The organism is Pseudomonas sp. RIT288 (assembly GCF_000631985.1).
Classification (GTDB): domain Bacteria; phylum Pseudomonadota; class Gammaproteobacteria; order Pseudomonadales; family Pseudomonadaceae; genus Aquipseudomonas.
On sequence record NZ_JFYN01000021.1, the window covers coordinates 31,950 to 54,129 of the forward strand.

Genomic DNA, 22,180 nt, shown 5'->3' on the forward strand with positions numbered 1-22,180 from the left:
CCCGGCCTCTCTTTTTTATGCGCGTGCCCGAAAACGTGCGGCGATGGTAACGGATGGCGGCGCGACTGCAAGTGTCGTCATTGCAGTTGCGCCTCGGGCAGGCTCAGTGTGCGCGGGATCTTCGATGCATCCCAGTGGGCTGCGCCCCATTTGAGCAATTCCTCGGGTGTGGCATGCGCCAGCTCGGCACCGGGGTTTTGCCCCAGCGCACGCAAGGCTCGCAACAGCAGCGGCGTGGCTTGATCGGCCTCAAGGGGCGGCGAACGGTAGGACTTGCCGAGCTTGTTGCCGTCCGGCTGCGTGATCAATGGCAGGTGCAGATAGCGGGGCTGACGCAGGCCCAACAGTTCTTGCAGGTAGAGCTGGCGCGGCGTGGAGTCGAGCAGGTCGGCGCCGCGCACGATGTCGGTGATGCCTTGCCAGGCGTCATCCAGCACCACGGCCAATTGATAGGCGTAGAGGCCGTCGCGGCGGCGAATCACGAAATCGCCGACATCGCGCCCCAGATGCTGGCGGAACTCGCCCTGTACGCGGTCGATGAAGTGGTATTCCAGCTCCGGCACGCGCAGGCGGATCGCCGCGTCTTGCTGTTCATGGCCGGCATTGCGGCACAGTCCCGGATAAATCCCGTGGTACGGCTCCAGCTGCTTGCGCGAACAGGTGCAGGCGTAGGCCAGGCCGTGGTTGAACAGGCTGTTGAGAACTTCGGCGTAGGCGTCGTGCCGGTCACTCTGGCGCACCATCTCGCCGTCCCATTCGAAACCGTAGCTTTCCAGCGCTTTGAGAATCGCCGCCTGCGCGCCGGGTTCTTCCCGGGGCGGATCGAGATCTTCCATGCGCACCAGCCAGCGCCCGCCGACCGCGCGCGCGTCGAGATAAGAGGCGAGGGCGGCGACCAGCGAACCGAAGTGCAGGTGGCCACTGGGAGTGGGGGCGAAGCGGCCGATGTAGGCGGGGGCGGTTTTGGCAGTCATGGGGCAAACTACTTTTCAGGGCGTGCGCAGGTCAACTTGTGGGAGCGAGCCTGCTCGCGAAAGCTTAGTGTCAGACTATTAAATGTTGAATGACACACCGCTTTCGCGAGCAGGCTCGCTCCCACAAAGGCAAAAGGCAAAAGGCAAAAGGCAAAAGGCAAAAGGCAAAAGGCACAAACAAAAACGGAGCGTTCGCACGCTCCGTTTTTCGTTCAGGTCGAGATTACTTGCCGACCTGCTTTTCCTTGATTTCCGCCAGGGTCTTGCAGTCGATGCACAGATCGGCGGTAGGACGGGCCTCGAGGCGCTTGACGCCGATCTCGATGCCGCAGGACTCGCACCAGCCGTACTCTTCGTCCTGGATCAGTTCGAGGGTCTTGTCGATCTTCTTGATCAACTTGCGCTCGCGGTCGCGGGCGCGCAGCTCGAGGGCGAATTCTTCTTCCTGGCTGGCACGGTCGGCCGGGTCAGGGAAGTTGGCCGCTTCGTCTTTCATGTGATCAACAGTACGGTCGACTTCCTGCATCAAGTCCTGTTTCCACTTGTTCAGGATCTTGGTGAAGTGCGCGCGCATGGGGGCGCCCATGTACTCTTCGCCGGCCTTCGGAACGTAGGGTTCGAAGCCGCTGATCGTCGCTTGCTGCTGTTGCTTTGCTTGGGTGGGCATGAAATGGACCGCCTCTACTCTTGTAATCCATTGCGCAGGATTGCTCCATCACCGACACCTGCCGGCCCTGCGGCTGCAAGCGGGCGAACTTACCAGATCAATTCGGCCTGCGCTACTCCCGGATGTCGAGGCCCCGGCGGGTGGCGCTTGCAGAAGTCTGGCAAGCTGTGTCTGGCGCTGTTGAAAGCCTGTTCAATCACTGATTTTAGTCAATCCTGGAGCGTACGCTCATATCGTTACAGTCCAGCGTTCTTGAGGCTGTGACCGCGATGAGTTCTCGCTCGTTCCGGCAGATGGGTAGAATCGTTTCTTTTTCCCCGTCGAAGGAAGGTCAATGGCTCAGCCCTACAGTGCGCGCAGTCGTGCGATCGAACCGTTCCATGTGATGGCGTTGCTGGCGCGCGCCAACGAACTGCAGGCCGAAGGTCACGACGTGATCCACCTGGAAATCGGCGAGCCGGACTTCACCACGGCCGAGCCGATCATCCGCGCCGGGCAAGCGGCGCTGACGGCGGGCAAGACCCGCTACACCGCCGCGCGCGGCATTCCTGAACTGCGCGAGGCAATTTCCGGGTTCTATCAATCGCGTTACGGTTTGAACATCGATCCGCGGCGGATCCTGATCACGCCGGGGGGCTCCGGTGCGCTGTTGCTGGCCAGTGCCTTGCTGGTCGATCCGGGCAAACACTGGCTGCTGGCGGATCCGGGCTACCCGTGCAACCGGCACTTCCTGCGTCTGGTCGAAGGCGCGGCGCAACTGGTTCCAGTCGGGCCGGACGTGCGTTACCAGCTGACCCCGGATCTGGTGGCGCGCCACTGGGATCACGACAGCGTTGGTGCGTTGGTGGCGTCGCCAGCCAACCCCACCGGCACCATCCTGACCCGCGATGAACTGGCCAGGTTATCCACTGCGATCAAGGCGCGCCACGGGCATCTGGTGGTGGATGAGATCTACCACGGCCTGACCTACGGCACCGATGCCGCCAGCGTGCTGGAAGTCGATGACAGCGCGTTTGTCCTCAACAGTTTTTCCAAATATTTCGGCATGACCGGTTGGCGTCTCGGCTGGCTGGTGGCGCCGGATGCGGCGGTCAGTGAGCTGGAAAAACTCGCACAGAATCTCTACATCAGCGCCCCGAGCATGGCGCAGTACGCTGCACTAGCCTGTTTCGAGCCGGACACCATCAGCATTCTCGAAGAGCGCCGTGCCGAATTTGGCCGCCGCCGCGACTTCCTTCTGCCGGCGTTGCGCGAGTTGGGTTTCAACATCGCCGTCGAGCCGGAAGGTGCGTTCTACTTGTATGCCGATATCAGCCAGTTCGGCGGTGATGCCTTCGCGTTCTGCCGACATTTCCTCGAAACCGAGCACGTTGCCTTCACTCCGGGGTTGGATTTCGGCCGTTATCAGGCCGGTCACCATGTGCGTTTTGCCTACACGCAAAACCTCCCTCGCTTACAGGAAGCGGTGGAGCGCATCGCTCGCGGCTTGAAGAGTTGGCAAGGCTGATGCGCTTTTATCCGGCTCTGGAAGAGGCGCGCTTGATTCGCCGCTACAAACGTTTTCTGGCGGATGTCGAAACGGTCAATGGCGAGTTGTTGACCCTGCACTGCCCGAATACCGGTTCGATGCTCAACTGCCAGGTCGAGGGCGGGCAGGTGTGGTTCAGTCGCTCAAACGACCCGAAGCGCAAGCTGCCCGGCACCTGGGAAATCGGTGAAACCCCGCAGGGACGGCTGTTTTGCGTGAATACCGGCCGCGCCAACGCCCTGGTTGAAGAGGCACTGCAGGCTGGAGTCATCAGCGAGTTGAACGGCTTCACGGCGCTTAAGCGCGAAGTGGCGTACGGCCAGGAAAAGAGCCGCATCGATTTCCGCCTCGAATACCCGAGTGGTCCGGCCTACGTGGAAGTAAAAAGCGTCACGTTAGGCTTCGATGGAACCAGCGTGGCGGCGTTTCCTGACGCGGTCACCCAGCGCGGCGCCAAGCACCTGCGTGAACTGGCGCATCTGGCCCGCGACGGTATTCGGGCGGTGCAGTTGTATTGCGTCAATCTCAGCGGGATCGAGGCGGTGCGGCCGGCCGAGGAAATCGATTCGGCTTACGCGGATGCTCTGCGCGAGGCCGTTGCATGCGGGGTCGAGGTGCTGGCCTACGGCGTGCGCTTGAACCACGAAGAGATGGTGATCGATCGGCGGCTGGACGTTTTGCTCAACGGTTAAACATCTATCCACAGCCCCTGTGCGTCTTCACGGCAGGGGATGGCGGTCAGGGATTGCCCGGCACAGGGCCCGGCGACGCATTCGCCGTCCTCGATCAGAAACAGTGCGCCGTGGGTGGCGCACTGGATCAGGCTGTTGCTCGGGTCGAGAAACTGGTCGGGCTGCCATTCCAGGCCGACACCACGATGCGGGCAACGGTTGAGATAAACATAGGCCTGTCCATTGCGGCGTACGGCAAACAGTTTGTTGCCGTCGATGTCGAACCCACGGCTGCCGGCCTCAGTGAGATCGGTGCCGGCGCACAAAAACTTCATGGCTATCCTCAAGTGTCGGCTCGTTTCAGGAAATGTCCGAGCTTGACGTTTAAATGCAAACAATTATCAAATGGCCGCCTTCGCCCACTGTGCGCAACCGCCGCCAAGAATACTTGGCCTGCCGGTTCGCTGCCCGGGAAACCTGTTCAAGGAAAGCTGCGTATGCGCCTGATTACCCGCGTTGCCGTGCTGTGTGTCGGACTGCTCGCCAGCCTTCAGGTGCTGGCTGCCGATTTGCCACAACGTTGGGTCAGTGCCGGTGGCGCGCTATCGGAGTGGGTGAGCGCGTTGGGTGGCGAATCCAAGCTGGTTGGCGTCGACACCACCAGCCAGCATCCTGAATCGCTGAAAAAGCTGCCCAGCATCGGCTATCAACGCAGTCTCTCGGCAGAAGGCATTCTCAGCCTGCGCCCGGACATCCTCATCGGCAGCGAAGAAATGGGCCCGCCACCGGTTATCGCTCAAGTGAGGAACGCCAAGGTACAGGTCGAACTGTTCTCGGCACAGCCGGATCTGCCGACTCTGGAAAAAAATCTCACGCATCTCGGGCAGTTGCTGGGCGCGCAAGCGCAGGCGACTCGGTTGCTGGAAAGTTATCAACAGCAACTCACCGCGCAGAAAGCTCGAGTCGCCGAGTTGCAGGCTCAACACAAAGCGCCTGGTGTGCTGGTGCTGATCGGGCATGCCGGCGGCAAACCGTTGATTGCCGGCAAGGACACTGCCGCCGACTGGCTGCTGCAACGGGCTGGTGGACACAACCTGGCGACGCATACCGGTTACAAGCCGTTCGCCGTGGAATCGCTGGCCGGGCTCGATCCTGAGGTGCTGGTGTTTGCTGATCGCGCGTTAAGCGGCGATGCGGCGAAGGCGGCGTTGTTCAAGGAAAATCCGATTCTTCAATCAAGCCCCGCGGCCAAAACCGGACGGGTACTGGAGCTGGATCCGACGCTGCTGGTCGGTGGGCTCGGGCCGCGTTTGCCGGCGGCGTTGAAGAATTTGTCTGACGGCTTCTACCCGACCGCGAGCAGCCAATGACCGTACTGGTCAAACCACGAAGCCTGTTTATTGGCCTGACGTTCCTGTGTTTGCTGGCGATCTGGTTATCGTTGGCGATGGGACCGGTGAGCCTGCCGCTGTTCGATACGTTGCGCGCGGCCTTGCGCATGCTCGGTGTGCCGCTGGCGCCGGACGGTCTGGAGCAGGCTGAACTGATCCTCGGGCAGATTCGTCTGCCGCGCACCTTGCTCGGTTTGGCCGTCGGCGGTGTGCTGGCGCTGTCCGGTGTGGCGATGCAGGGTTTGTTTCGCAATCCATTGGCCGATCCGGGATTGGTCGGGGTGTCCAGCGGTGCGGCGTTGGGCGCGGCTGTAGCGATTGTCGGCGGTTCGTTTTTTGGCGGGTTGCCGGAGTGGTTCGGGCCATATCTGTTGTCGGCGTGCGCGTTTCTCGGTGGCCTGGGGGTGACGGCGCTGGTCTATCGGCTTGGACGGCGCAACGGTCAGACCAACGTCGCGACCATGTTGCTGGCAGGGATCGCCCTGACGGCGCTGGCAAGTTCGGCGGTGGGGCTGTTCACCTATCTGGCGGATGATGCGACTTTGCGCACGCTGACTTTCTGGAATCTGGGCAGCCTCAATGGTGCGAGTTATGCGCGTTTGTGGCCGTTGCTGATCATCAGCACCGGCGTTGCGCTGTGGTTGCCGCGCCGCGCCAAGGCACTGAATGCGTTGTTGCTCGGAGAGTCCGAAGCCGGGCACTTGGGGATTGATGTCGAACGGCTAAAGCGTGAATTGGTGTTCTGCACGGCGTTGGGTGTAGGCGCAGCGGTGGCGGCGGCGGGAATGATCGGTTTCGTCGGGCTGGTGGTGCCGCATCTGGTGCGCTTGCTGGCCGGGCCGGATCATCGCGTGCTGTTGCCCGCCTCGGTATTGGCCGGGGCCAGTCTGCTGTTGCTGGCGGATCTGGTGGCGCGGCTGGCGCTGGCACCGGCGGAATTGCCGATCGGCATTGTTACCGCATTTATCGGTGCGCCGTTCTTTCTTTACCTGCTGTTGCGAGGACGTGCCTGATGTTGCGTGCGCACAATCTGCACATCCGTCGCGGGCGCAAGACCGTCCTCAGTGACGTCACCCTGCAACTTGAACCCGGAGAAGTGCTGGGTGTGCTCGGACCGAACGGTGCCGGCAAAAGCACCTTGCTCGGTGCCTTGTGCGGTGAGCTGACGGCCAGTGACGGTGAGGTGTTGCTCGACGACAAAGCGCTGAATCACTGGACAGGTACGCAGCGCGCCCAGCGCCTGGCGGTGTTGCCGCAGGTGTCGACGCTGGATTTTGCCTTTCGCGTGGAAGAAGTGGTCGGCATGGGCCGCTTGCCTTATCAAAGCGGTCGAGTGCGCGACGACGAGATTATTGTGGCAGCACTGGACGCTGCGGATGCCGGGCATCTGAGCGGGCGCAGTTACCTGGCGCTGTCGGGTGGCGAGCGCCAGCGTGTACATCTGGCGCGAGTGCTGGCGCAATTATGGCCGGGGCAGGCCGGGCAAACCTTGTTGCTGGACGAGCCGACCTCGATGCTCGATCCCTTGCATCAACACACCACGCTGCAGTCGGTGCGCGAATTTGCCGATCGTGGCGCGGCAGTGCTGGTCATCCTGCATGATCTGAATCTGGCGGCGCGCTATTGTGACCGGGTGTTGCTGCTTGAGGGTGGGCGCCCGGTGGCGCTGGATACGCCGCAGCAGGTCTTGCGACCGGATACGCTCAAGGCCGTGTTCGGCCTTGAGGTATTGGTGCAGCCGCACCCGGAGCGTGGGCATCCGCTGATCATCGCCCGCTGATTTCTCATCGAGGTGTTGGTATGCGCGGGATCTGGTTGTTAGCCGTATTGTTGCTTGCGGGGTGTCAGCATGTTGCTGCGCCGCCACCGGTCAACGGCGAGATTCGCGATCTGCGCAGCGGCCAGGTGCTGACGGCGCAGGAACTGCTGACGCGTCTGGCCGCTGCGCAACACGTGATCATTGGCGAGCAGCATGACAATGCCGATCATCACGCTGCGCAGTTATGGCTGTTGCGGTCGCTTGGCGAGCAGCGTCCCCAGGGCAGCCTGTTGCTGGAGATGCTCACGCCTGATCAACAACCGAAAGTTGATCAGGTTCGCCATGCTGCTACGCCGCCCACCGATCTTCCCGCCGCGTTGGCCTGGCAGGACGGTTGGGACTGGAATCTTTATGGACCGATTGTTCGGTTTACCTTCACGCAGCCCTATCCGCTGTTGGCGGCCAATCTGGACGACAGTGAAATCCGTGCTGCCTATCGTCAGCCGCCAGCCCTGAGCGGTGTTCGCAGCAATGCGGCCTCGGTGAAAGCCAGGCTGCTTGAGCAGATCAGCGATTCACATTGCGGCTTGCTGCCCAAATCACAGATGCCGGCGATGCTCGCGGTTCAGCAACAGCGTGATCGACGCATGGCCGAACGTTTGCTGGCAGCGCCGACGCCGGCCTTGCTGCTGGCGGGTGCCTGGCATGCGCGCAAGGATGCTGGCGTGCCGCTGCATGTTCTGGATCTGGGCGCAGCCCAGGCGCCAACGGTGCTGATGCTGGCCGGGCAAGGCGCCGAGGTGACTGCGGTGATGGCCGATTACGTCTGGTACACCCCGGCCACGCCCGCGCAGGATTACTGCGCACAGATGCGCAAACAGTTCGGTCAATGACTTTTCCACAGGCAAAAAAAGACCCGGTAAAAACCGGGTCAAATAACCGTGATTAGCCTGATGAGGAGATAATCTGAGAGTCCGAACCAAGGGCTTTTCAGAATATCGACTGATCTCGCGACCAGTTGTGATAATCATAGCGATTCTCATTAGCGAGTCAACCACTGTTTTTCCATTTGCTTGATTTAGTCGTGTAAATGGCCGGAATGTCCCGGAAACACGGGGCTCAATGTGGAGGTTTGACGGCACTCAGTTGCGTGATCTGTTGATTGAGCTGGCCAATGCGCCGGGCCATGCTCTCAATCAGGCTATGGGCAATCTTCGGATTGTTGCGGGTCATGCTCAGAAACTGCTCGCCGGGAATCAGCATCACGGTGCTCGGCTCGCGAGCGATGACCGTAGCGTTACGTGGCTCACCGGTGAACACGGCCATGGCGCCGAAAATCTCGTCCTTGGGCACTTCGCCGACCTTGTTCCCGTCAACAAACGCTTCGGCATGCCCATCGATGATCACGAAGACGTGATCGGCGGTATCGCCCTGCTGGATCAACACCTCACCGCTCTCGACCCGTTTGAAGCCGTTGGTACTGCGAAATTCCCGTGGCTTCAGTTCGGCCACCGCATGAGCCAGTAGCGCCATCTGCCCCAGCAGATACTCAAGCCATTGCTCGGCCCGCCCCGGCTCGGCATACAAATGCTGGAACAGTTCGGTTCGTCGATAGGGCAGCAAGCGCAATGGCCCGTCGCTGCGCAGTTGGCAATCGACCCAAGCGTCACCTTGCTGCAGACCGATCAGATCGCCTTCCTGCCAGTAAAACAGCGCACGGCCACCGATGTAGCCGTTGATTACGCCTTCTGTCAGCAGAAACAGCTGATCACGTGGGAGCTGGGCCATCAGGTCGTCAGAGATTTCTGGCTCAAGGGCCGGCCCGCACGGCGCAAGCCCCTCCAGCCAGCGTGCGGGCAAGCTCTGTAAACGATTGATCAGTGCATCGACCGGTGCCGATTGTTCCCCGAGCAGATACATGGCAGTCAGCGCCTGTTCAGTTCTTGTGACGCGAGGAGATGGCTTCGAGCTGCTTGTTCAAGGCGTCTTTGCGTTCGGCCGGGATGTCGTTCCAGTGCACATCCATCAGCGCCCCTTCGATCGCGTACAACAACACCTTTGATGCGCGAAACCCGCGGGTACGCACGGCCCGATAGGCGTCCACCGCCCCCAGGCGACGCAAGTCCGAGGCGCTGTGGATGCCCACGGCATGCAGCCACTGCGCCGACGTCTTGCCAAGATTCTTCAGGTGTTGCAGTTCATCATTCATCAAGCCTCCTTGCGACGGCCGAATGGTGCGTGGGCGATCTTCTCAGGAGTGTAGCCATCAGTAGGAAAAGCGTGGTTGTTTGGTCGGATTAGACGCAAACGCTTCTAAGAAAGGCGATGAGATCTGGCGAATGCATTAGTAAGGAATGTGACGCATACAACTGTAGGAGTGAGCCTGCTCGCGATAGCGGCGTAACAGCCGACATCCATTTTGAATGTCAGTCGGCTATCGCGAGCAGGCTCACTCCTACAAGGGGAGGGTGTTGTGTCAGGGGCTGCCGATGGTGCTCAGCGTGTGCGATAACGCAACCGCGTACCAAAATTCATCGACATCAAAATCTCGTCAGCACTCAGCTCTGGCGGGAAGTACGCTCCGGAAATCTGTGCATGCGCCAGGCTTGCGCCTTCGAGCGATGAATTACGGAAATCGATGCCACGCAAATCGGCAGAGCGGAAGTACGCGTCCCGGAAATCCACACCATCGGCGTTCAGTTCACGCAGATCGAGGCCACGAAAGTCGCCGCCGATCATGTCGATCGGACCGTCTTTCGGACGTTCATTGTTGAAGCCTGTGATGTCGTCTTTGTGCAGCAAGGCATAAAGCGGGGTGTCTAGAAGTTTCGGCTGGCTCATGTCACATCACCTGTTGGTTTTATGACGCCAGTATAGTGCCACTATTTGGCGGCCGTGAAGCAAGCGAGGGCTTCACGGCCGAAATAGTTTCTTACAGGCCTGGCAGGCGCTGACGGATCTGTGCGACTACGGTGTCGAGGGTCCCGCTTTCATTGGTCTGCACGCGCTTGCTGCGCAGAATCTCTTCTGGCGTCAGGGCTTCGCGGCTGGCCTGCTGGGCCTCGATTACCGCCAGCGTGGCGTCGGAAGGATCCTTCTTGTCGGCCTGACGAATCGCCAGCCAGCTTTCGATGACGGCTTGCGGTGCGTTGCAGTCGAGGATCAGGAACGGCGTGCCAGTGGCTTCGGCGATTTTCGCCGCGCTGTCGCGCTGCTCGCGCTTGAGGTAGGTCGCATCGATCACCACCGGGAAACCGGCGTGCAGGATCACTCCGGCAATCTCATGCAGACGGGCATAGGTGGCAACGCTGGCATCTGCACTGTAAATCCCGGCCTGCACGTCGTTGGCTACGGTCTGCTCGCCGAACAGACGCTTGCGCTCGACGTCGGAACGCAGGCGAATCGCGCCCAGCGCTTCGACCAGACGCATTGCCACGTGGCTCTTGCCGACAGCCGATACGCCGTGAGTGATCGCCATGAAGCGCGAAGGAATGGTGCTGTAGCTTTCTGCGAGGTTGGCGTAGTTGCGGTACTGGCGCAGGGTAGTGGCGCGCTGCACCGGGGTGGCGTCCGCCGGCATGCTGAACAGCGCAACTTTGGCGCGAACCAGCGCGCGGTAGGCTTTGTAGAAGTTCAGCACTTCCAGGCCTTGATAGTCGCCGGTCAGCTCCAGGTACTGGCTGATGAAGCGGCGGGCGAGGGATTTCAGGCCTCGGTCTTCCAGGTCCATCGCCAGGAAGCCGGTATCGGCCCAGACGTCAGTGAAGCGGAACGGTTCGTTGAACTCGATGCAGTCGAAGATCACCACTTTGCCATTGATGACAGTGGCGTTGCCCAGGTGAATGTCACCGTGGCATTCGCGAGTGAAACCCTCGGCCTTGCGCTGGCTGAACAGTGCCTTGAGACGATCGAAGCTGCTCTCGGCCCAGGCTTGCAGGGCCTCAAGTTGCAGCAGATCGTTTTTGTCGCTGAGGAACGGCAGAATCTGTTCGAAGTTCTGACGCACCGGGGCCATTACGCTGTCCGGTGTACCTGCGTCGTGTTCGGCCGGGACTTTTGGCGCGCTGAGGTGGAATTTGGCGATCTGCTCGGCCATCTCATCGATGTGTTGGGTGGTCAGTTCACCGTTGGCTTGCAGGGTGCTGAGCAGGCCGGTCTGCGGGAATTGACGCATCTTCAGCACATATTCGATCACCGGGCCGTCGCCGCCCAGTTGCGGTGCTTCGACGCTGCCGGTCACAGGCAACACGTCCAGATACAAATCTTCGGTCAGGCGTTGGTTGAGACGCAGTTCTTCAGCGCAGAAGTGCTCGCGCGCTTCGAGGCTGGTGAAGTCGAGGAAGCCGAAATTCACTGGCTTCTTCACTTTATAAGCAAACGGGCCGGTGAGGATCACCCACGAGATATGGGTTTCGATGACCTGAAACCCTTCGACGGGGTGCGGGTAGAGGGCCGGGTTTTGCAGGGCAGCGATCAGGGACTGGCTCACGGGCGATCCTTCAGAGACTGGGAAATTCGAGGTCGCCATTATGGCCGCTCGCCAGCCTGACGCAAACCTCGGAGCGCTCCTGTTGAGGATGAATAAAGTGCGTATAATCCGCCGCCATGACTCGAACTCGATCCCCCCGTACCAAGAAAAAACCAGTCTCCAAGGGCCTTAGCCCATGGTTGAGCTGGGCCATTAAACTCAGCCTGGTCGGCCTTGTGGTGCTGGCCGGCTTCGCCGTTTACCTCGATGCCGTGGTGCAGGAGAAGTTCTCCGGCAAGCGCTGGACCATCCCGGCCAAGGTATACGCGCGTCCGCTCGAGCTGTTCGTCGGACAAAAGCTGAGCAAGGACGATTTCCTCACCGAACTCGATGCCTTGGGCTATCGCCGCGAAGCCGTGAGCAATGGCCCCGGCGCTGCCGCCGTCAGCGGCAATACCGTTGATCTGAATACCCGCGGCTTCCAGTTCTATGAAGGCCTGGAAAAAGCCCAGCCGGTGCGCGTGCGTTTCTCTGGCGACTATGTGGCCGAGCTCTCGGGGCTCAATGGCGGGAAATTGTCCGTGGTGCGGCTTGAGCCGCTGATGATCGGCGGCATCTACCCGAAAAACCTTGAAGACCGCATCCTGATCAAGCTTGATCAGGTGCCGCCGTACCTGCTGGAAACCCTGGTAGCGGTGGAAGACCGCGACTATTACAGCCACTGGGGCGTGTCGCCGAAATCGATTGCCCGGGCCATCTGGGTCAACACCTCTGGCGGCAAGATGACCCAGGGCGGCAGTACGCTGACCCAGCAGTTGGTGAAGAACTTCTACCTCACCAACGAGCGCAGCCTGAGCCGCAAGCTCACCGAAGCGATGATGGCGATGCTGCTGGAGCTGCACTACGACAAAAAGGAAATTCTTGAGGCGTACCTCAACGAGGTCTTTGTCGGGCAGGACGGTCAGCGTGCGGTGCACGGCTTCGGTCTGGCCAGCCAGTTCTTCTTCGGCCAGCCATTGTCCGAGCTGAAGCTGCATCAGGTCGCCTTGCTGGTCGGCATGGTCAAGGGCCCGTCTTATTACAACCCGCGGCGCAATCCCGAGCGTGCGCTGGAACGCCGCAACCTGGTGCTCGATGTGCTTGAGCAGCAGGGCGTGGCTTCTGCCGAGCAAGTTGCCGCCGCGAAGAAAATGCCATTGGGTGTAACCACCCGCGGCAAGCTCGCCGACAGCTCGTTCCCGGGCTTTATCGATCTGGTCAAACGCCAGTTGCGCGAAGACTATCGCGACGAAGACTTGACCGAAGAAGGCCTGCGGATCTTCACCAGTTTCGATCCGATACTGCAGATGAAGGCCGAAGCATCGGTGAATGACACGTTTAAACGCCTGGCTGGACGCAAGGGCTCCGATGACGTGGAAGCGGCGATGGTCGTGACCAATCCGGAAACCGGCGAAGTGCAGGCGATGATCGGTAGCCGTCAGGCCAGTTACGCCGGTTTCAACCGAGCGCTGGACGCCGTGCGGCCGATCGGCTCACTGGTCAAGCCAGCGGTGTATCTGACCGCACTGGAAAAACCGAGCCATTACACGCTGACCAGTTGGCTGTCGGATGATCCGCTGTCGATCAAGGGCGCGGACGGCCAGGTATGGAAGCCGCAGAACTACGACCGTCGCTCCCATGGCACAGTCTTCCTCTATCAAGGGCTGGCGCATTCGTACAACCTGTCGACCTCCCGCCTGGGTCTGGAAGTCGGTGTGCCGAATGTGCTCAAGACTCTTGCGCGTCTGGGTGTGACCCGGGAATTCCCGGCGTTCCCGTCGATGTTGCTCGGGGCTGGCGGCATGACCCCGATCGAAGTGGCGACCATGTATCAGACCCTCGCCAACGGTGGTTTCAACACGCCGATGCGCGGGATTCGCAGCGTGTTGACTGCCGATGGCGAGCCACTCAAGCGTTATCCGTTCCAGATCGAGCAGCGTTTCGATCCGGCGTCCATCTACCTGATCCAGAACGCCATGCAGCGGGTAATGCGTGAAGGTACCGGCAGCTCGGTTTACAACGTGCTGCCCAAGACCCTGACGCTGGCCGGCAAGACCGGTACCAGTAACGATTCGCGTGACAGCTGGTTCGCCGGTTTCAGTCAGGATCTGCTGGCGGTGGTCTGGCTGGGTCGTGACGACAACGGCAAGACCCCGTTCACCGGGGCGACCGGTGCATTGCAGGTCTGGACCAGTTTCATGCGCAAGGCCGATCCGCTGCCGCTGGATATGCCTCAGCCGGACAACATCGTGCAGGCGTGGGTCGATTCGCGTACCGGGCAAGGCTCCGATGCCAACTGTCCGGGGGCGGTGCAGATGCCGTATATTCGCGGCAGCGAACCGCCACCCGGCGCCGCGTGTGCAAGCGAAACGCCTGCCTCGCCGGAGTCGGTGATGGATTGGGTCAAGGGCTGGATGAATTAAGCAAAGAGGGTTTCAAGTGAACAAGTGGTTGATTCCAGCGGTGACCGCCGTGGCTTTGCTCAGCGGCTGCTCTACCGTACAGCGTGGTTCGATCCCGGTGGTGGATTCCAGCACGACTGTGTCCAACAGCGAGCGCCTGTCGGCCAACGGTGGTTTCCGCAAGACGACAGTCAAACGCCCGGTTCAGGGCCAGGCGCAATCCCAGGCCATCCCGCAAGGCGATACCGGCGTGGTGGTGATGGTGCCGGGTGGTGGCGCCACGACATCGGCACCGATCAGCTCCTCGCCGATCGTTCCAGGCCCGGCTTCCGGCGGTATCACCGCAGGGCCGTACAATCCGTCACCGGTCGAGTCGGCACCGATCAACTCCGGCAGCTACAGCATGCCTTCGACGCCAAGCGGTATTCCTTCGGCCAGCAGTGGCGGTGGTCTGTCGGCGGACGAGCAACTGGATGGCCCGGTGCTCGCCTTGCTGACCACTGCGCAACAGCAGCAGGCCGGTGGCGACCTCAACGGTGCGTCTTCCAGTCTGGAGCGCGCTCAACGCGTTGCCCCGCGTGAGCCCCAAGTGCTTTATCGTCTGGCGCAAGTACGCATGGCTCAAGGCGACGCGCCACAGGCGGAGCAGTTCGCCCGTCGTGCACTGACCATGGCCAACGGTCGTCCGGACTTGCAGGCCAGTCTGTGGGAAATCATTGCTCAGTCCCGTGAGAAACAAGGCGATTCCGCCGGCGCAGCACTGGCTCGTCAGAAGGCCAAGGTTTCGCTGTGATGGATTCCCGTTTCCCGAAAATCGCCGATCAATTGCTGCTGATCGAGCGCGAACTGCGCACGCAGGGTTGGTGGGATGAGATCCCGCCATCGGCCGAAGCCCTGAGCAGTGTCGAACCGTTTTCGGTCGACACGCTGGATTTCGAGCAGTGGCTGCAATGGATCTTCCTGCCGCGGATGAAGATGATCCTTGAGCAGGACTTGCCGTTGCCCAATGCCTCGGGCATTCAGGAAATGGCCGAAATGGTCTTCGCCCAGCGCAATCTGCAGGGCAAGGATCGACAGCTGCAGGTCCTGCTCAAAGAGTTCGACCTGCTGATCACCGCCTCCCGCTAAGCCTCTGTAGGAGCTGTCGCGGCCCGAGCCTGCGGCAGCTCCTACAGGTGTCTATTCGCAGTTCTGCGCGATCTGCTTCCGCGCTTCGATAATGCGCTCTTGCCGTTGTGCATCGTCGAGCCGCCTCAGTTCTCCCTCCACTTCCTCCCGCAAACGCGGATTGTTCTGCAATTGCGCCAGGTTCGTCCGCGCCTGTTCGCAAAACGCCTTGAGCTGCGCCTGCTGCTCGGTTACCTGTTTCTTCACCTTGTCGTCGATGGCTTTCTGATCGCCCAGCGCACCGCTGCCAGGCATGGCGGCAGGTTTCGGTGGGGGTGAGGAGGGCGTCTGCACGGTCGTCGCCGGCAGACCTTGCGGTGGCTGCGCATCGAAGTGAGTGACGCCTTGGGCATCGACCCATTTGTAGATCTGACCGGCCATGCACCATGGGCTGAGGCCGATCAGCAGAGTTAACAGAAGCGTTCGCATGCTGATTCCTTGGCAAAATTGCGCAATTGACGCTAACAGAGTAGCTGTTTTCAGGTTTTTTCTTGCGTTCTCATGTGCTTACCCACAATTAAGCACATTGACGGCTTGACTTGGAGAGGGCGAAACAGAAGAATCCAAAGTCCGCTGTAGAGGGACTGCCAGAAGCAGACCCACTCGGTAGATCATGAGGCGCATATCCGCGTCGACCTGTTACACCCGCAACGCGTTACCTCGCGCTGGGTGGGAAAGGCCCGCAACACTTGGGACGATCCCAATACTTGCTCAGTCAGTGCTGACGTAGTCGGCGACCACCGTCGCTCATGCTCTGCCGAGAAGTAAACCTATTAAGACCCGCCCCTTTTGTGTGGACGGTATTCTGGCGTTTTAGAGGTGAACAACGTGGAGCTTTTATCTGGCGGTGAGATGCTCGTCCGCTTCTTGCGTGACGAAGGCGTCAAATATATCTACGGGTACCCGGGTGGTGCTCTCCTTCATGTTTACGATGCCCTGTTCAAAGAACCGGAAGTGACCCACATCCTGGTTCGTCATGAACAAGCGGCTACCCATATGGCTGACGGCTACGCCCGTGCCACCGGTAAAGCCGGCGTGGTATTGGTAACTTCCGGTCCTGGCGCCACAAACGCCATCACCGGTATCGCCACCGCCTATATGGATTCGATTCCAATGGTGATCATTTCCGGTCAGGTGCCAAGCACCATGGTCGGCACCGACGCGTTCCAGGAAACCGACATGATCGGTATCTCCCGGCCGATCGTGAAGCACAGCTTCATGATCAAGCACGCTTCGGAAATCCCGGAAGTCATGAAGAAGGCTTTCTACCTGGCGCAATCCGGTCGTCCGGGCCCGGTCGTGGTCGATATCCCGAAAGACATGACCAACCCGGCCGAGAAGTTCGAATACGTCTTCCCGAAAAAAGCCAAGCTGCGTTCCTACAGCCCGGCCGTTCGCGGCCACTCCGGGCAAATCCGCAAGGCGGCAGAAATGCTCCTCGCGGCCAAGCGTCCTGTGCTCTATTCCGGTGGCGGCGTGATCCTCGGCAACGGTTCCGCACCGCTGACCGAACTGGCGAAAATGCTCAACCTGCCAGTGACCAACACCTTGATGGGCCTGGGCGGTTTCCCTGGCACTGATCGGCAGTTCATCGGCATGCTCGGCATGCACGGCAGCTACACCGCCAACCTGGCGATGCACCATGCCGATGTGATCCTGGCTGTCGGCGCGCGTTTCGATGACCGTGTGATCAACGGCGCGGCGAAGTTCTGCCCGAACGCCAAGATCATCCACATCGACATCGATCCGGCTTCGATCTCCAAGACCATCAAGGCCGACGTGCCAATCGTTGGCCCGGTGGAGAGCGTCCTGACCGAAATGGTCGCGATCCTCAAGGAAATCGGCGAGACCCCGAACAAGGAGTCCGTCGCCAGCTGGTGGAAGCAAGTCGATGAATGGCGCGGTGATCGCGGCCTTTTCCCTTATGAAAAGGGCGACGGCAGCCTGATCAAGCCGCAGACCGTGATCGAGACCCTGTGCGAAGTGACCAAGGGCGATGCCTTCATCACTTCCGACGTGGGCCAGCACCAGATGTTCGCTGCGCAGTACTACAAGTTCAACAAGCCGAACCGCTGGATCAACTCCGGTGGTCTGGGCACCATGGGCTTCGGTTTCCCGGCGGCCATGGGCATCAAGTTGAGCTTCCCGGATGACGACGTTGCCTGCGTCACGGGCGAAGGCAGCATCCAGATGAACATCCAGGAACTGTCGACCTGCCTGCAATACGGTTTGCCGGTGAAAATCGTCATCCTGAACAACGGCGTTCTGGGGATGGTTCGTCAGTGGCAGGACATGAGCTACGGCAGCCGTCACTCGCACTCTTATATGGAGTCGCTGCCTGACTTCGTCAAACTGGCTGAAGCCTACGGTCACGTCGGCGTGCGCATCACCGATTCGAAAGATTTGAAGTCGAAGATGGAAGAAGCGTTCGCCATGAAGGACCGTCTGGTGGTGATCGATATTTCGGTCGATACCAGCGAGCACGTCTATCCGATGCAGATCAAAGACGGCTCCATGCGCGATATGTGGCTGAGCAAGACGGAGCGTACTTAATCATGCGGCACATTATTTCCCTGCTTCTGGAAAACGAACCCGGCGCTTTGTCTCGCGTAGTCGGCCTGTTCTCGCAGCGCAACTACAACATTGAAAGCCTGACGGTGGCGCCAACCGAAGACCCGACGCTGTCGCGTCTGACGCTGACCACCGTTGGCCACGATGAAATCATCGAGCAGATCACCAAAAACCTGAACAAGCTGATCGAAGTGGTCAAGCTGGTGGACCTGTCGGAAAGCGCTCACATCGAGCGCGAGCTGATGCTGGTCAAGGTCAAGGCCACTGGCGCCCAGCGCGCCGAGATCAAACGCACCACCGATATTTACCGTGGACAGATCGTCGACGTCAGCGCCAGCGTGTATACCGTTCAATTGACCGGTACCAGCGACAAGCTCGACAGCTTCATTCAGTCCATCGGCACCGCATCGATTCTGGAAACCGTCCGTAGCGGCGTGACCGGCATTGCCCGCGGCGACAAAGTACTCAGCATCTAAACCAAATTAGCGAATGGCCTGAACGGCCTAGATATATAGGGGAAATTCATGAAAGTTTTCTACGATAAAGACTGCGACCTGTCGATCATCCAGGGCAAGAAAGTTGCCATCATCGGTTACGGTTCCCAGGGCCACGCCCAGGCGTGCAACCTGAAAGATTCCGGTGTCGACGTTACCGTCGGTCTGCGTAAAGGTTCGGCTACCGTTGCCAAAGCCGAAGCCCACGGCCTGAAAGTGACCGACGTGGCCGCCGCTGTTGCCGGCGCCGACCTGGTCATGATCCTGACCCCGGACGAATTCCAGTCCCAGCTGTACAAGAACGAAATCGAGCCGAACATCAAGAAAGGCGCCACCCTGGCCTTCTCCCACGGTTTCGCGATCCACTACAACCAGGTTGTTCCGCGTGCCGACCTCGACGTGATCATGATCGCGCCGAAAGCCCCGGGCCACACCGTACGTTCCGAGTTCGTGAAGGGCGGTGGTATCCCTGACCTGATCGCGATCTACCAGGACGCCTCGGGCAACGCAAAAAACGTTGCGCTGTCCTACGCAGCTGGCGTGGGTGGCGGTCGTACCGGCATCATCGAAACCACCTTCAAGGACGAGACCGAAACCGACCTGTTCGGCGAACAAGCCGTACTGTGCGGCGGTACCGTTGAGCTGGTGAAAGCCGGTTTCGAAACCCTGGTTGAAGCTGGCTACGCGCCGGAAATGGCCTACTTCGAGTGCCTGCACGAACTGAAGCTGATCGTTGACCTCATGTACGAAGGCGGTATCGCCAACATGAACTACTCGATCTCCAACAACGCTGAATACGGCGAGTACGTGACCGGTCCGGAAGTGATCAACGCCGAATCCCGTCAGGCCATGCGCAATGCCCTGAAACGTATTCAGGACGGCGAATACGCCAAAATGTTCATCAGCGAAGGCGCTACCGGCTACCCTTCGATGACCGCCAAGCGTCGTAACAACGCCGCTCACGGTATCGAAATCATCGGCGAGCAACTGCGCTCCATGATGCCGTGGATCGGTGCCAACAAGATCGTCGACAAAGCCAAAAACTAAGTCGTCATTCTTGTACGAAAAACGCGGCCTCGGCCGCGTTTTTTCGTTTGAAACCGATGGTTCTGGTATAAAGCTGCATCGTTTGTGGCCGAACCGTCGTCACAGGCACCTGTCGAATTTTTCCAAACCGTTGCAAGGTAATGTCCATGAGCGAACGTCCCGAAGAGCCGAACCAGGCTTCTGACGCCGAAAGCCTGCTGCCCATCGATGAACACGTCGAGGAAGGGCACGACGCAGAAGGTCGTAAAGTCCGGCATCGTGGTATCTATCTGCTGCCGAACCTGTTCACCACTGCGAACCTGTTCGCAGGGTTTTATTCCATCATCAACTCGATGAGTGCCCAGGCTGCGTTGAGCGCCGGTGACTCTGCGAATGCGAGCAAGTATTTCGCCTTTGCCGCGATCGCGATTTTTGTGGCCATGGTGCTCGATGGTCTTGATGGTCGCGTAGCGCGCATGACCAATACGCAAAGTGCCTTCGGCGCCGAGTATGACTCGCTGTCGGACATGGTCGCTTTCGGTGTCGCACCGGCGCTACTGGCCTTTGGCTGGGCGTTGGGTGACATGGGCAAGGTCGGCTGGATGGTTGCCTTCATCTATGTAGCTGGCGCGGCGTTGCGTCTGGCGCGTTTCAATACTCAGGTCGGTACGGCTGACAAACGCTACTTCATCGGTCTGGCCAGCCCGGCAGCTGCCGGTGTGGTCGCGGGGATCGTCTGGGCGTTCAGCGATTACGGTATTCAGGGTTCGAAGATGTCGTTCCTGGTCGCCTTGATGGTCGCGGCTGCCGGCATGCTGATGGTCAGCAACATCAAGTACAACAGCTTCAAGGAGCTGGATCTGAAGGGGCGCGTACCTTTCGTGGCGATCCTCGCCGTAGTTCTGGTGTTCGCCGTGGTCTTCAGTGATCCACCACGGATTCTGCTGCTGGTGTTCCTCGCCTACGCGGCTTCCGGCCCTGTGCAATACCTGTTGCATCTTCGTCGGCACAAAAACGCCGAGTGATGTAATTTCCCGCATACTCCGCAGTCTATGGGTGCATCTGTCCTCCAAAGCTGCGGAGTTGCCATGCTGATCAAAATCCCCAAAGCGTCCGACTGCCATGAGTCGGATGTCACGCCTGAATCCATTTATCTCTCCCGTCGCCAATTGCTCGGAGCTACCGCGGCCGGTATCGCCGTGAGCAGCCTGCCGCGTTGGGCTGTCGCAGAAGAGGCGGCGCGTTATGCCGATGTCGAGCCGGGCAAGGCGCCTGCCTGGTTTGCCGAGAAGCTCCCTTCTACCAAATGGGGCGCCGTCAACGTCAAGGATGAGGCGATCACGCCTTATAAAGACGCGACCCATTACAACAACTTCTATGAGTTCGGCACCGACAAGGGGGATCCGGCGGCCAATGCCGGTTCGCTGAAAACCGAACCGTGGAGCGTTGTCGTGGACGGGGAGGTGGGTAAGCCCGGGCGTTACGCGCTGGAAGACTTCATGAAGCCGTACCAGTTGGAGGAGCGTATCTATCGCCTTCGCTGCGTTGAGGCGTGGTCGATGGTCATCCCTTGGATTGGTTTTCCTATTGCTGCGTTGCTCAAGCAGGTCGAACCGACCTCTAAGGCCAAATACATTCGCTTCGAAACCCTGCAGGATCCCAAGAGCATGCCAGGACAGCGCTCAGGTTTTGCCCTGATCGATTGGCCTTATGTAGAAGGCTTGCGTCTGGACGAGGCGATGAATCCATTGGCGATTCTGGCGGTTGGCATGTATGGGCGCGAATTGCCGAATCAGAACGGTGCGCCGCTGCGCCTGGTGGTGCCGTGGAAGTACGGCTTCAAAAGTGTGAAGTCCATTGTGCGGATCAGTCTGGTCAGCGAGCAGCCCAAGACCACTTGGCAGAGCATCGCGGCAGATGAATACGGTTTTTATGCCAATGTGAATCCGACGGTCGATCACCCGCGCTGGACTCAGGCACGGGAGCGGCGTCTGCCGAACAGTCTGTTCAAGCCGAATGTGCGTGATACGCAGATGTTCAACGGCTACGCGGATGAAGTTGCTTCTTTATATACCGGACTCGATCTGCGGAAGAACTACTGATGCGAAATCCGTTCTGGCGTGTAGGCGTTTTCATTGCGGCGGCGATCTGGCCATCGCTTTGGTTTTATCAGGCGTTTGCCGATTTGCTCGGCCCGGATCCAGGCAAGGTGCTGGTTGATCGCTTGGGGCTGGGGACGCTGGTATTGCTGTTGATTACATTGAGCATGACGCCGCTGCAGAAATTGACGGGGTGGACAGGGTGGATTGCTGTGCGCCGTCAGTTGGGGCTCTGGTGTTTTGCTTATGTGGTTCTGCACCTGTTCAGCTATATGGCGTTCATCCTTGGTTTCGACTGGTCACAGTTGGGCGTGGAGTTGCGTAAGCGGCCGTACATTATTGTGGGTACGCTGGGTTTTCTTGGTCTGTTGGCGTTGGCGGTTACGTCCAATCGCTACAGTCAGCGCCGCCTGGGTGTGCGCTGGAAGAAATTGCATCGGTTGGTATACGTGATTCTGGGGTTGGGATTGCTGCATATGCTGTGGATCGTGCGTGCCGATCTCAAGGAGTGGGCGATCTATGCCTGTATAGGAGCGGTGCTCCTGTTGCTGCGTGTACCTGCGGTTGCCCGTCGAATCCCGCGTTTATTGGCTAAAAAGCAGGTTTTGCAATAAAACTGAAATTAACGGTTGACGGCAGATTCAGGAAGTCTATAATTCGCCCCACTTCCGGCGCAGTCGAAACGGAAAACTCCTTGATATTCAATGAGTTATGCGGTTTTCGACAGCGGCCTGCTTCAGCTCATCGAAGCCTGGAAGGAGTTGAAAGAGCGGTGATGTTTGGCTCTTTTGACGGTTCGATCTTCTCGGTCGAAAGCGGAGAAAAAGAGGTGTTGACAGCAGCGTGTAACGCTGTAGAATTCGCCTCCCGCTAACGAGAGATCGGAAGCGCAAGTGGTTGAAGTTGTTGAAGAAATCTTCGAAA

25 protein-coding genes are annotated in these 22,180 nt (G+C 59.6%); 15 read left to right on the top strand and 10 right to left on the bottom strand.

Annotation, left to right across the window (positions count from 1 at the left end):
* Window positions 1-77 precede the first annotated feature (77 nt).
* Both gluQRS and dksA read right to left on the bottom strand, forming a co-directional pair.
* Entirely contained in the window at window positions 78-974 is an 897-nt protein-coding gene (gene gluQRS, locus BW33_RS18075) for a tRNA glutamyl-Q(34) synthetase GluQRS (RefSeq protein WP_047600296.1), read from the bottom strand.
* A 223-nt stretch (window positions 975-1,197) separates the two neighbouring features.
* The gene (dksA, locus tag BW33_RS18080; protein WP_003228250.1) at window positions 1,198-1,641 is read right to left on the bottom strand and encodes an RNA polymerase-binding protein DksA; all 444 of its coding nucleotides are present in this window, start codon (window positions 1,639-1,641) and stop codon (window positions 1,198-1,200) included.
* A gap of 334 nt (window positions 1,642-1,975) precedes the next feature.
* Between dksA and BW33_RS18085 the strand changes: the two genes are divergently transcribed.
* Window positions 1,976-3,148, top strand: a complete 1,173-nt coding sequence (locus BW33_RS18085) for a pyridoxal phosphate-dependent aminotransferase (protein ID WP_047600297.1) — start codon at window positions 1,976-1,978, stop codon at window positions 3,146-3,148.
* Window positions 3,148-3,861, top strand: a complete 714-nt coding sequence (gene sfsA, locus BW33_RS18090) for a DNA/RNA nuclease SfsA (protein ID WP_047600298.1) — start codon at window positions 3,148-3,150, stop codon at window positions 3,859-3,861. Before BW33_RS18085 ends, sfsA begins: the two co-directional genes overlap by 1 nt.
* Here the strand turns inward: sfsA and BW33_RS18095 are convergent.
* Entirely contained in the window at window positions 3,858-4,175 is a 318-nt protein-coding gene (locus BW33_RS18095; RefSeq protein WP_047600299.1) for a Rieske (2Fe-2S) protein, read from the bottom strand. The genes sfsA and BW33_RS18095 overlap by 4 nt on opposite strands.
* A 162-nt stretch (window positions 4,176-4,337) precedes the next feature.
* On the opposite strand from BW33_RS18095, the gene BW33_RS18100 reads away from it, so the two are divergent.
* Genes BW33_RS18100 through BW33_RS18115 form a run of 4 tightly spaced genes read left to right on the top strand, consistent with a single transcriptional unit; the run spans window position 4,338 to window position 7,883 of the window.
* Window positions 4,338-5,210, top strand: coding sequence for a heme/hemin ABC transporter substrate-binding protein (locus tag BW33_RS18100; protein WP_047600300.1), 873 nt, complete (start codon window positions 4,338-4,340; stop codon window positions 5,208-5,210).
* 50 nt (window positions 5,211-5,260) lie between these two features.
* Window positions 5,261-6,244, top strand: a complete 984-nt coding sequence (locus BW33_RS18105) for a FecCD family ABC transporter permease (RefSeq protein WP_177327504.1) — start codon at window positions 5,261-5,263, stop codon at window positions 6,242-6,244.
* The gene (locus tag BW33_RS18110) at window positions 6,244-7,011 is read left to right on the top strand and encodes a heme ABC transporter ATP-binding protein (RefSeq protein WP_047600302.1); all 768 of its coding nucleotides are present in this window, start codon (window positions 6,244-6,246) and stop codon (window positions 7,009-7,011) included. The genes BW33_RS18105 and BW33_RS18110 overlap by 1 nt, the downstream gene beginning before the upstream one ends.
* 20 nt (window positions 7,012-7,031) lie before the next feature.
* Window positions 7,032-7,883 (top strand): ChaN family lipoprotein, encoded by an 852-nt coding sequence (locus tag BW33_RS18115; RefSeq protein WP_047600303.1) that lies wholly within the window; start codon window positions 7,032-7,034, stop codon window positions 7,881-7,883.
* A gap of 226 nt (window positions 7,884-8,109) precedes the next feature.
* On the opposite strand, the gene BW33_RS18120 is transcribed toward BW33_RS18115, so the two are convergent.
* The 4 genes from BW33_RS18120 to BW33_RS18135 form a co-directional block, all read right to left on the bottom strand.
* Window positions 8,110-8,910 carry a Crp/Fnr family transcriptional regulator gene (locus BW33_RS18120; protein WP_047600304.1) on the bottom strand — a complete coding sequence of 267 codons (801 nt, stop codon included), beginning with the start codon at window positions 8,908-8,910 and terminating at the stop codon, window positions 8,110-8,112.
* A 16-nt stretch (window positions 8,911-8,926) separates the two neighbouring features.
* Window positions 8,927-9,199 carry a TfoX/Sxy family protein gene (locus tag BW33_RS18125; RefSeq protein ID WP_003228231.1) on the bottom strand — a complete coding sequence of 91 codons (273 nt, stop codon included), beginning with the start codon at window positions 9,197-9,199 and terminating at the stop codon, window positions 8,927-8,929.
* A gap of 287 nt (window positions 9,200-9,486) precedes the next feature.
* Entirely contained in the window at window positions 9,487-9,831 is a 345-nt protein-coding gene (locus BW33_RS18130; protein WP_047600305.1) for a pentapeptide repeat-containing protein, read from the bottom strand.
* A gap of 91 nt (window positions 9,832-9,922) precedes the next feature.
* On the bottom strand, window positions 9,923-11,479 hold the full coding sequence (locus BW33_RS18135) for a bifunctional aminoglycoside phosphotransferase/ATP-binding protein (RefSeq protein WP_047600306.1): 1,557 nt from the start codon (window positions 11,477-11,479) through the stop codon (window positions 9,923-9,925).
* A gap of 116 nt (window positions 11,480-11,595) precedes the next feature.
* Here BW33_RS18135 and mrcB point away from each other — a divergent pair, with 116 nt between their 5' ends.
* From mrcB to BW33_RS18150, 3 genes are read left to right on the top strand one after another with little or no spacing between them, the layout of a single operon-like run.
* Complete coding sequence (gene mrcB / locus BW33_RS18140) at window positions 11,596-13,920, top strand: penicillin-binding protein 1B (protein ID WP_047600307.1); 2,325 nt, start codon at window positions 11,596-11,598, stop codon at window positions 13,918-13,920.
* Window positions 13,921-13,936: 16 nt separating this feature from the next.
* On the top strand, window positions 13,937-14,692 hold the full coding sequence (locus BW33_RS18145; RefSeq protein ID WP_047600308.1) for a tetratricopeptide repeat protein: 756 nt from the start codon (window positions 13,937-13,939) through the stop codon (window positions 14,690-14,692).
* Complete coding sequence (locus tag BW33_RS18150) at window positions 14,692-15,027, top strand: YqcC family protein (protein ID WP_047600309.1); 336 nt, start codon at window positions 14,692-14,694, stop codon at window positions 15,025-15,027. Before BW33_RS18145 ends, BW33_RS18150 begins: the two co-directional genes overlap by 1 nt.
* Window positions 15,028-15,078: 51 nt before the next feature.
* On the opposite strand, the gene BW33_RS18155 is transcribed toward BW33_RS18150, so the two are convergent.
* Complete coding sequence (locus tag BW33_RS18155) at window positions 15,079-15,495, bottom strand: DUF4124 domain-containing protein (protein ID WP_047600310.1); 417 nt, start codon at window positions 15,493-15,495, stop codon at window positions 15,079-15,081.
* Between the two features lie 399 nt (window positions 15,496-15,894).
* Here BW33_RS18155 and BW33_RS18160 point away from each other — a divergent pair, with 399 nt between their 5' ends.
* From BW33_RS18160 to ilvC, 3 genes are read left to right on the top strand one after another with little or no spacing between them, the layout of a single operon-like run.
* Window positions 15,895-17,619: an acetolactate synthase 3 large subunit gene (locus tag BW33_RS18160; protein WP_041065497.1), complete on the top strand. Its 1,725-nt coding sequence runs from the start codon at window positions 15,895-15,897 to the stop codon at window positions 17,617-17,619.
* Window positions 17,620-17,621: 2 nt separating this feature from the next.
* Complete coding sequence (gene ilvN, locus BW33_RS18165) at window positions 17,622-18,113, top strand: acetolactate synthase small subunit (RefSeq protein ID WP_003205610.1); 492 nt, start codon at window positions 17,622-17,624, stop codon at window positions 18,111-18,113.
* Between the two features lie 48 nt (window positions 18,114-18,161).
* Window positions 18,162-19,178 (top strand): ketol-acid reductoisomerase, encoded by a 1,017-nt coding sequence (ilvC, locus tag BW33_RS18170; protein WP_007959661.1) that lies wholly within the window; start codon window positions 18,162-18,164, stop codon window positions 19,176-19,178.
* A 4-nt stretch (window positions 19,179-19,182) separates the two neighbouring features.
* Here ilvC and BW33_RS29895 read toward each other — a convergent pair whose 3' ends face one another.
* Window positions 19,183-19,326, bottom strand: coding sequence for a hypothetical protein (locus BW33_RS29895; RefSeq protein ID WP_160168821.1), 144 nt, complete (start codon window positions 19,324-19,326; stop codon window positions 19,183-19,185).
* Here BW33_RS29895 and pssA point away from each other — a divergent pair.
* The 3 genes from pssA (at window position 19,325) to msrQ (ending at window position 21,870) form a co-directional block, all read left to right on the top strand.
* Complete coding sequence (gene pssA, locus BW33_RS18175; protein WP_003228213.1) at window positions 19,325-20,182, top strand: CDP-diacylglycerol--serine O-phosphatidyltransferase; 858 nt, start codon at window positions 19,325-19,327, stop codon at window positions 20,180-20,182. The genes BW33_RS29895 and pssA overlap by 2 nt on opposite strands.
* A 63-nt stretch (window positions 20,183-20,245) precedes the next feature.
* Window positions 20,246-21,259 (top strand): protein-methionine-sulfoxide reductase catalytic subunit MsrP, encoded by a 1,014-nt coding sequence (gene msrP, locus BW33_RS18180; protein ID WP_047600311.1) that lies wholly within the window; start codon window positions 20,246-20,248, stop codon window positions 21,257-21,259.
* A complete protein-coding gene (gene msrQ, locus BW33_RS18185) occupies window positions 21,259-21,870 on the top strand; it encodes a protein-methionine-sulfoxide reductase heme-binding subunit MsrQ (protein WP_047600312.1) in 612 nt (203 codons plus the stop codon). The genes msrP and msrQ overlap by 1 nt, the downstream gene beginning before the upstream one ends.
* Window positions 21,871-21,957: 87 nt before the next feature.
* Here msrQ and BW33_RS30255 read toward each other — a convergent pair.
* On the bottom strand, window positions 21,958-22,180 hold a 223-nt coding region (locus BW33_RS30255; RefSeq protein WP_236645226.1), incomplete at its 5' end, for a hypothetical protein.

What these genes read in the sequence shown, in the direction of transcription:
- BW33_RS18085 (WP_047600297.1), top strand. Translation starts at nt 1,976, where the DNA reads ATGGCTCAGCCCTACAGTGCGCGCAGTCGTGCGATCGAACCGTTCCAT.
- mrcB (WP_047600307.1), top strand. Translation starts at nt 11,596, where the DNA reads ATGACTCGAACTCGATCCCCCCGTACCAAGAAAAAACCAGTCTCCAAG.
- BW33_RS18110 (WP_047600302.1), top strand. Translation starts at nt 6,244, where the DNA reads ATGTTGCGTGCGCACAATCTGCACATCCGTCGCGGGCGCAAGACCGTC.
- BW33_RS18150 (WP_047600309.1), top strand. Translation starts at nt 14,692, where the DNA reads ATGGATTCCCGTTTCCCGAAAATCGCCGATCAATTGCTGCTGATCGAG.
- BW33_RS18115 (WP_047600303.1), top strand. Translation starts at nt 7,032, where the DNA reads ATGCGCGGGATCTGGTTGTTAGCCGTATTGTTGCTTGCGGGGTGTCAG.
- sfsA (WP_047600298.1), top strand. Translation starts at nt 3,148, where the DNA reads ATGCGCTTTTATCCGGCTCTGGAAGAGGCGCGCTTGATTCGCCGCTAC.
- ilvN (WP_003205610.1), top strand. Translation starts at nt 17,622, where the DNA reads ATGCGGCACATTATTTCCCTGCTTCTGGAAAACGAACCCGGCGCTTTG.
- BW33_RS29895 (WP_160168821.1), bottom strand. Translation starts at nt 19,326, where the DNA reads ATGGACATTACCTTGCAACGGTTTGGAAAAATTCGACAGGTGCCTGTG.
- BW33_RS18120 (WP_047600304.1), bottom strand. Translation starts at nt 8,910, where the DNA reads ATGTATCTGCTCGGGGAACAATCGGCACCGGTCGATGCACTGATCAAT.
- msrQ (WP_047600312.1), top strand. Translation starts at nt 21,259, where the DNA reads ATGCGAAATCCGTTCTGGCGTGTAGGCGTTTTCATTGCGGCGGCGATC.
- ilvC (WP_007959661.1), top strand. Translation starts at nt 18,162, where the DNA reads ATGAAAGTTTTCTACGATAAAGACTGCGACCTGTCGATCATCCAGGGC.
- dksA (WP_003228250.1), bottom strand. Translation starts at nt 1,641, where the DNA reads ATGCCCACCCAAGCAAAGCAACAGCAGCAAGCGACGATCAGCGGCTTC.
- pssA (WP_003228213.1), top strand. Translation starts at nt 19,325, where the DNA reads ATGAGCGAACGTCCCGAAGAGCCGAACCAGGCTTCTGACGCCGAAAGC.
- BW33_RS18155 (WP_047600310.1), bottom strand. Translation starts at nt 15,495, where the DNA reads ATGCGAACGCTTCTGTTAACTCTGCTGATCGGCCTCAGCCCATGGTGC.
- BW33_RS18100 (WP_047600300.1), top strand. Translation starts at nt 4,338, where the DNA reads ATGCGCCTGATTACCCGCGTTGCCGTGCTGTGTGTCGGACTGCTCGCC.
- BW33_RS18125 (WP_003228231.1), bottom strand. Translation starts at nt 9,199, where the DNA reads ATGAATGATGAACTGCAACACCTGAAGAATCTTGGCAAGACGTCGGCG.
- msrP (WP_047600311.1), top strand. Translation starts at nt 20,246, where the DNA reads ATGCTGATCAAAATCCCCAAAGCGTCCGACTGCCATGAGTCGGATGTC.
- BW33_RS18130 (WP_047600305.1), bottom strand. Translation starts at nt 9,831, where the DNA reads ATGAGCCAGCCGAAACTTCTAGACACCCCGCTTTATGCCTTGCTGCAC.
- BW33_RS18095 (WP_047600299.1), bottom strand. Translation starts at nt 4,175, where the DNA reads ATGAAGTTTTTGTGCGCCGGCACCGATCTCACTGAGGCCGGCAGCCGT.
- gluQRS (WP_047600296.1), bottom strand. Translation starts at nt 974, where the DNA reads ATGACTGCCAAAACCGCCCCCGCCTACATCGGCCGCTTCGCCCCCACT.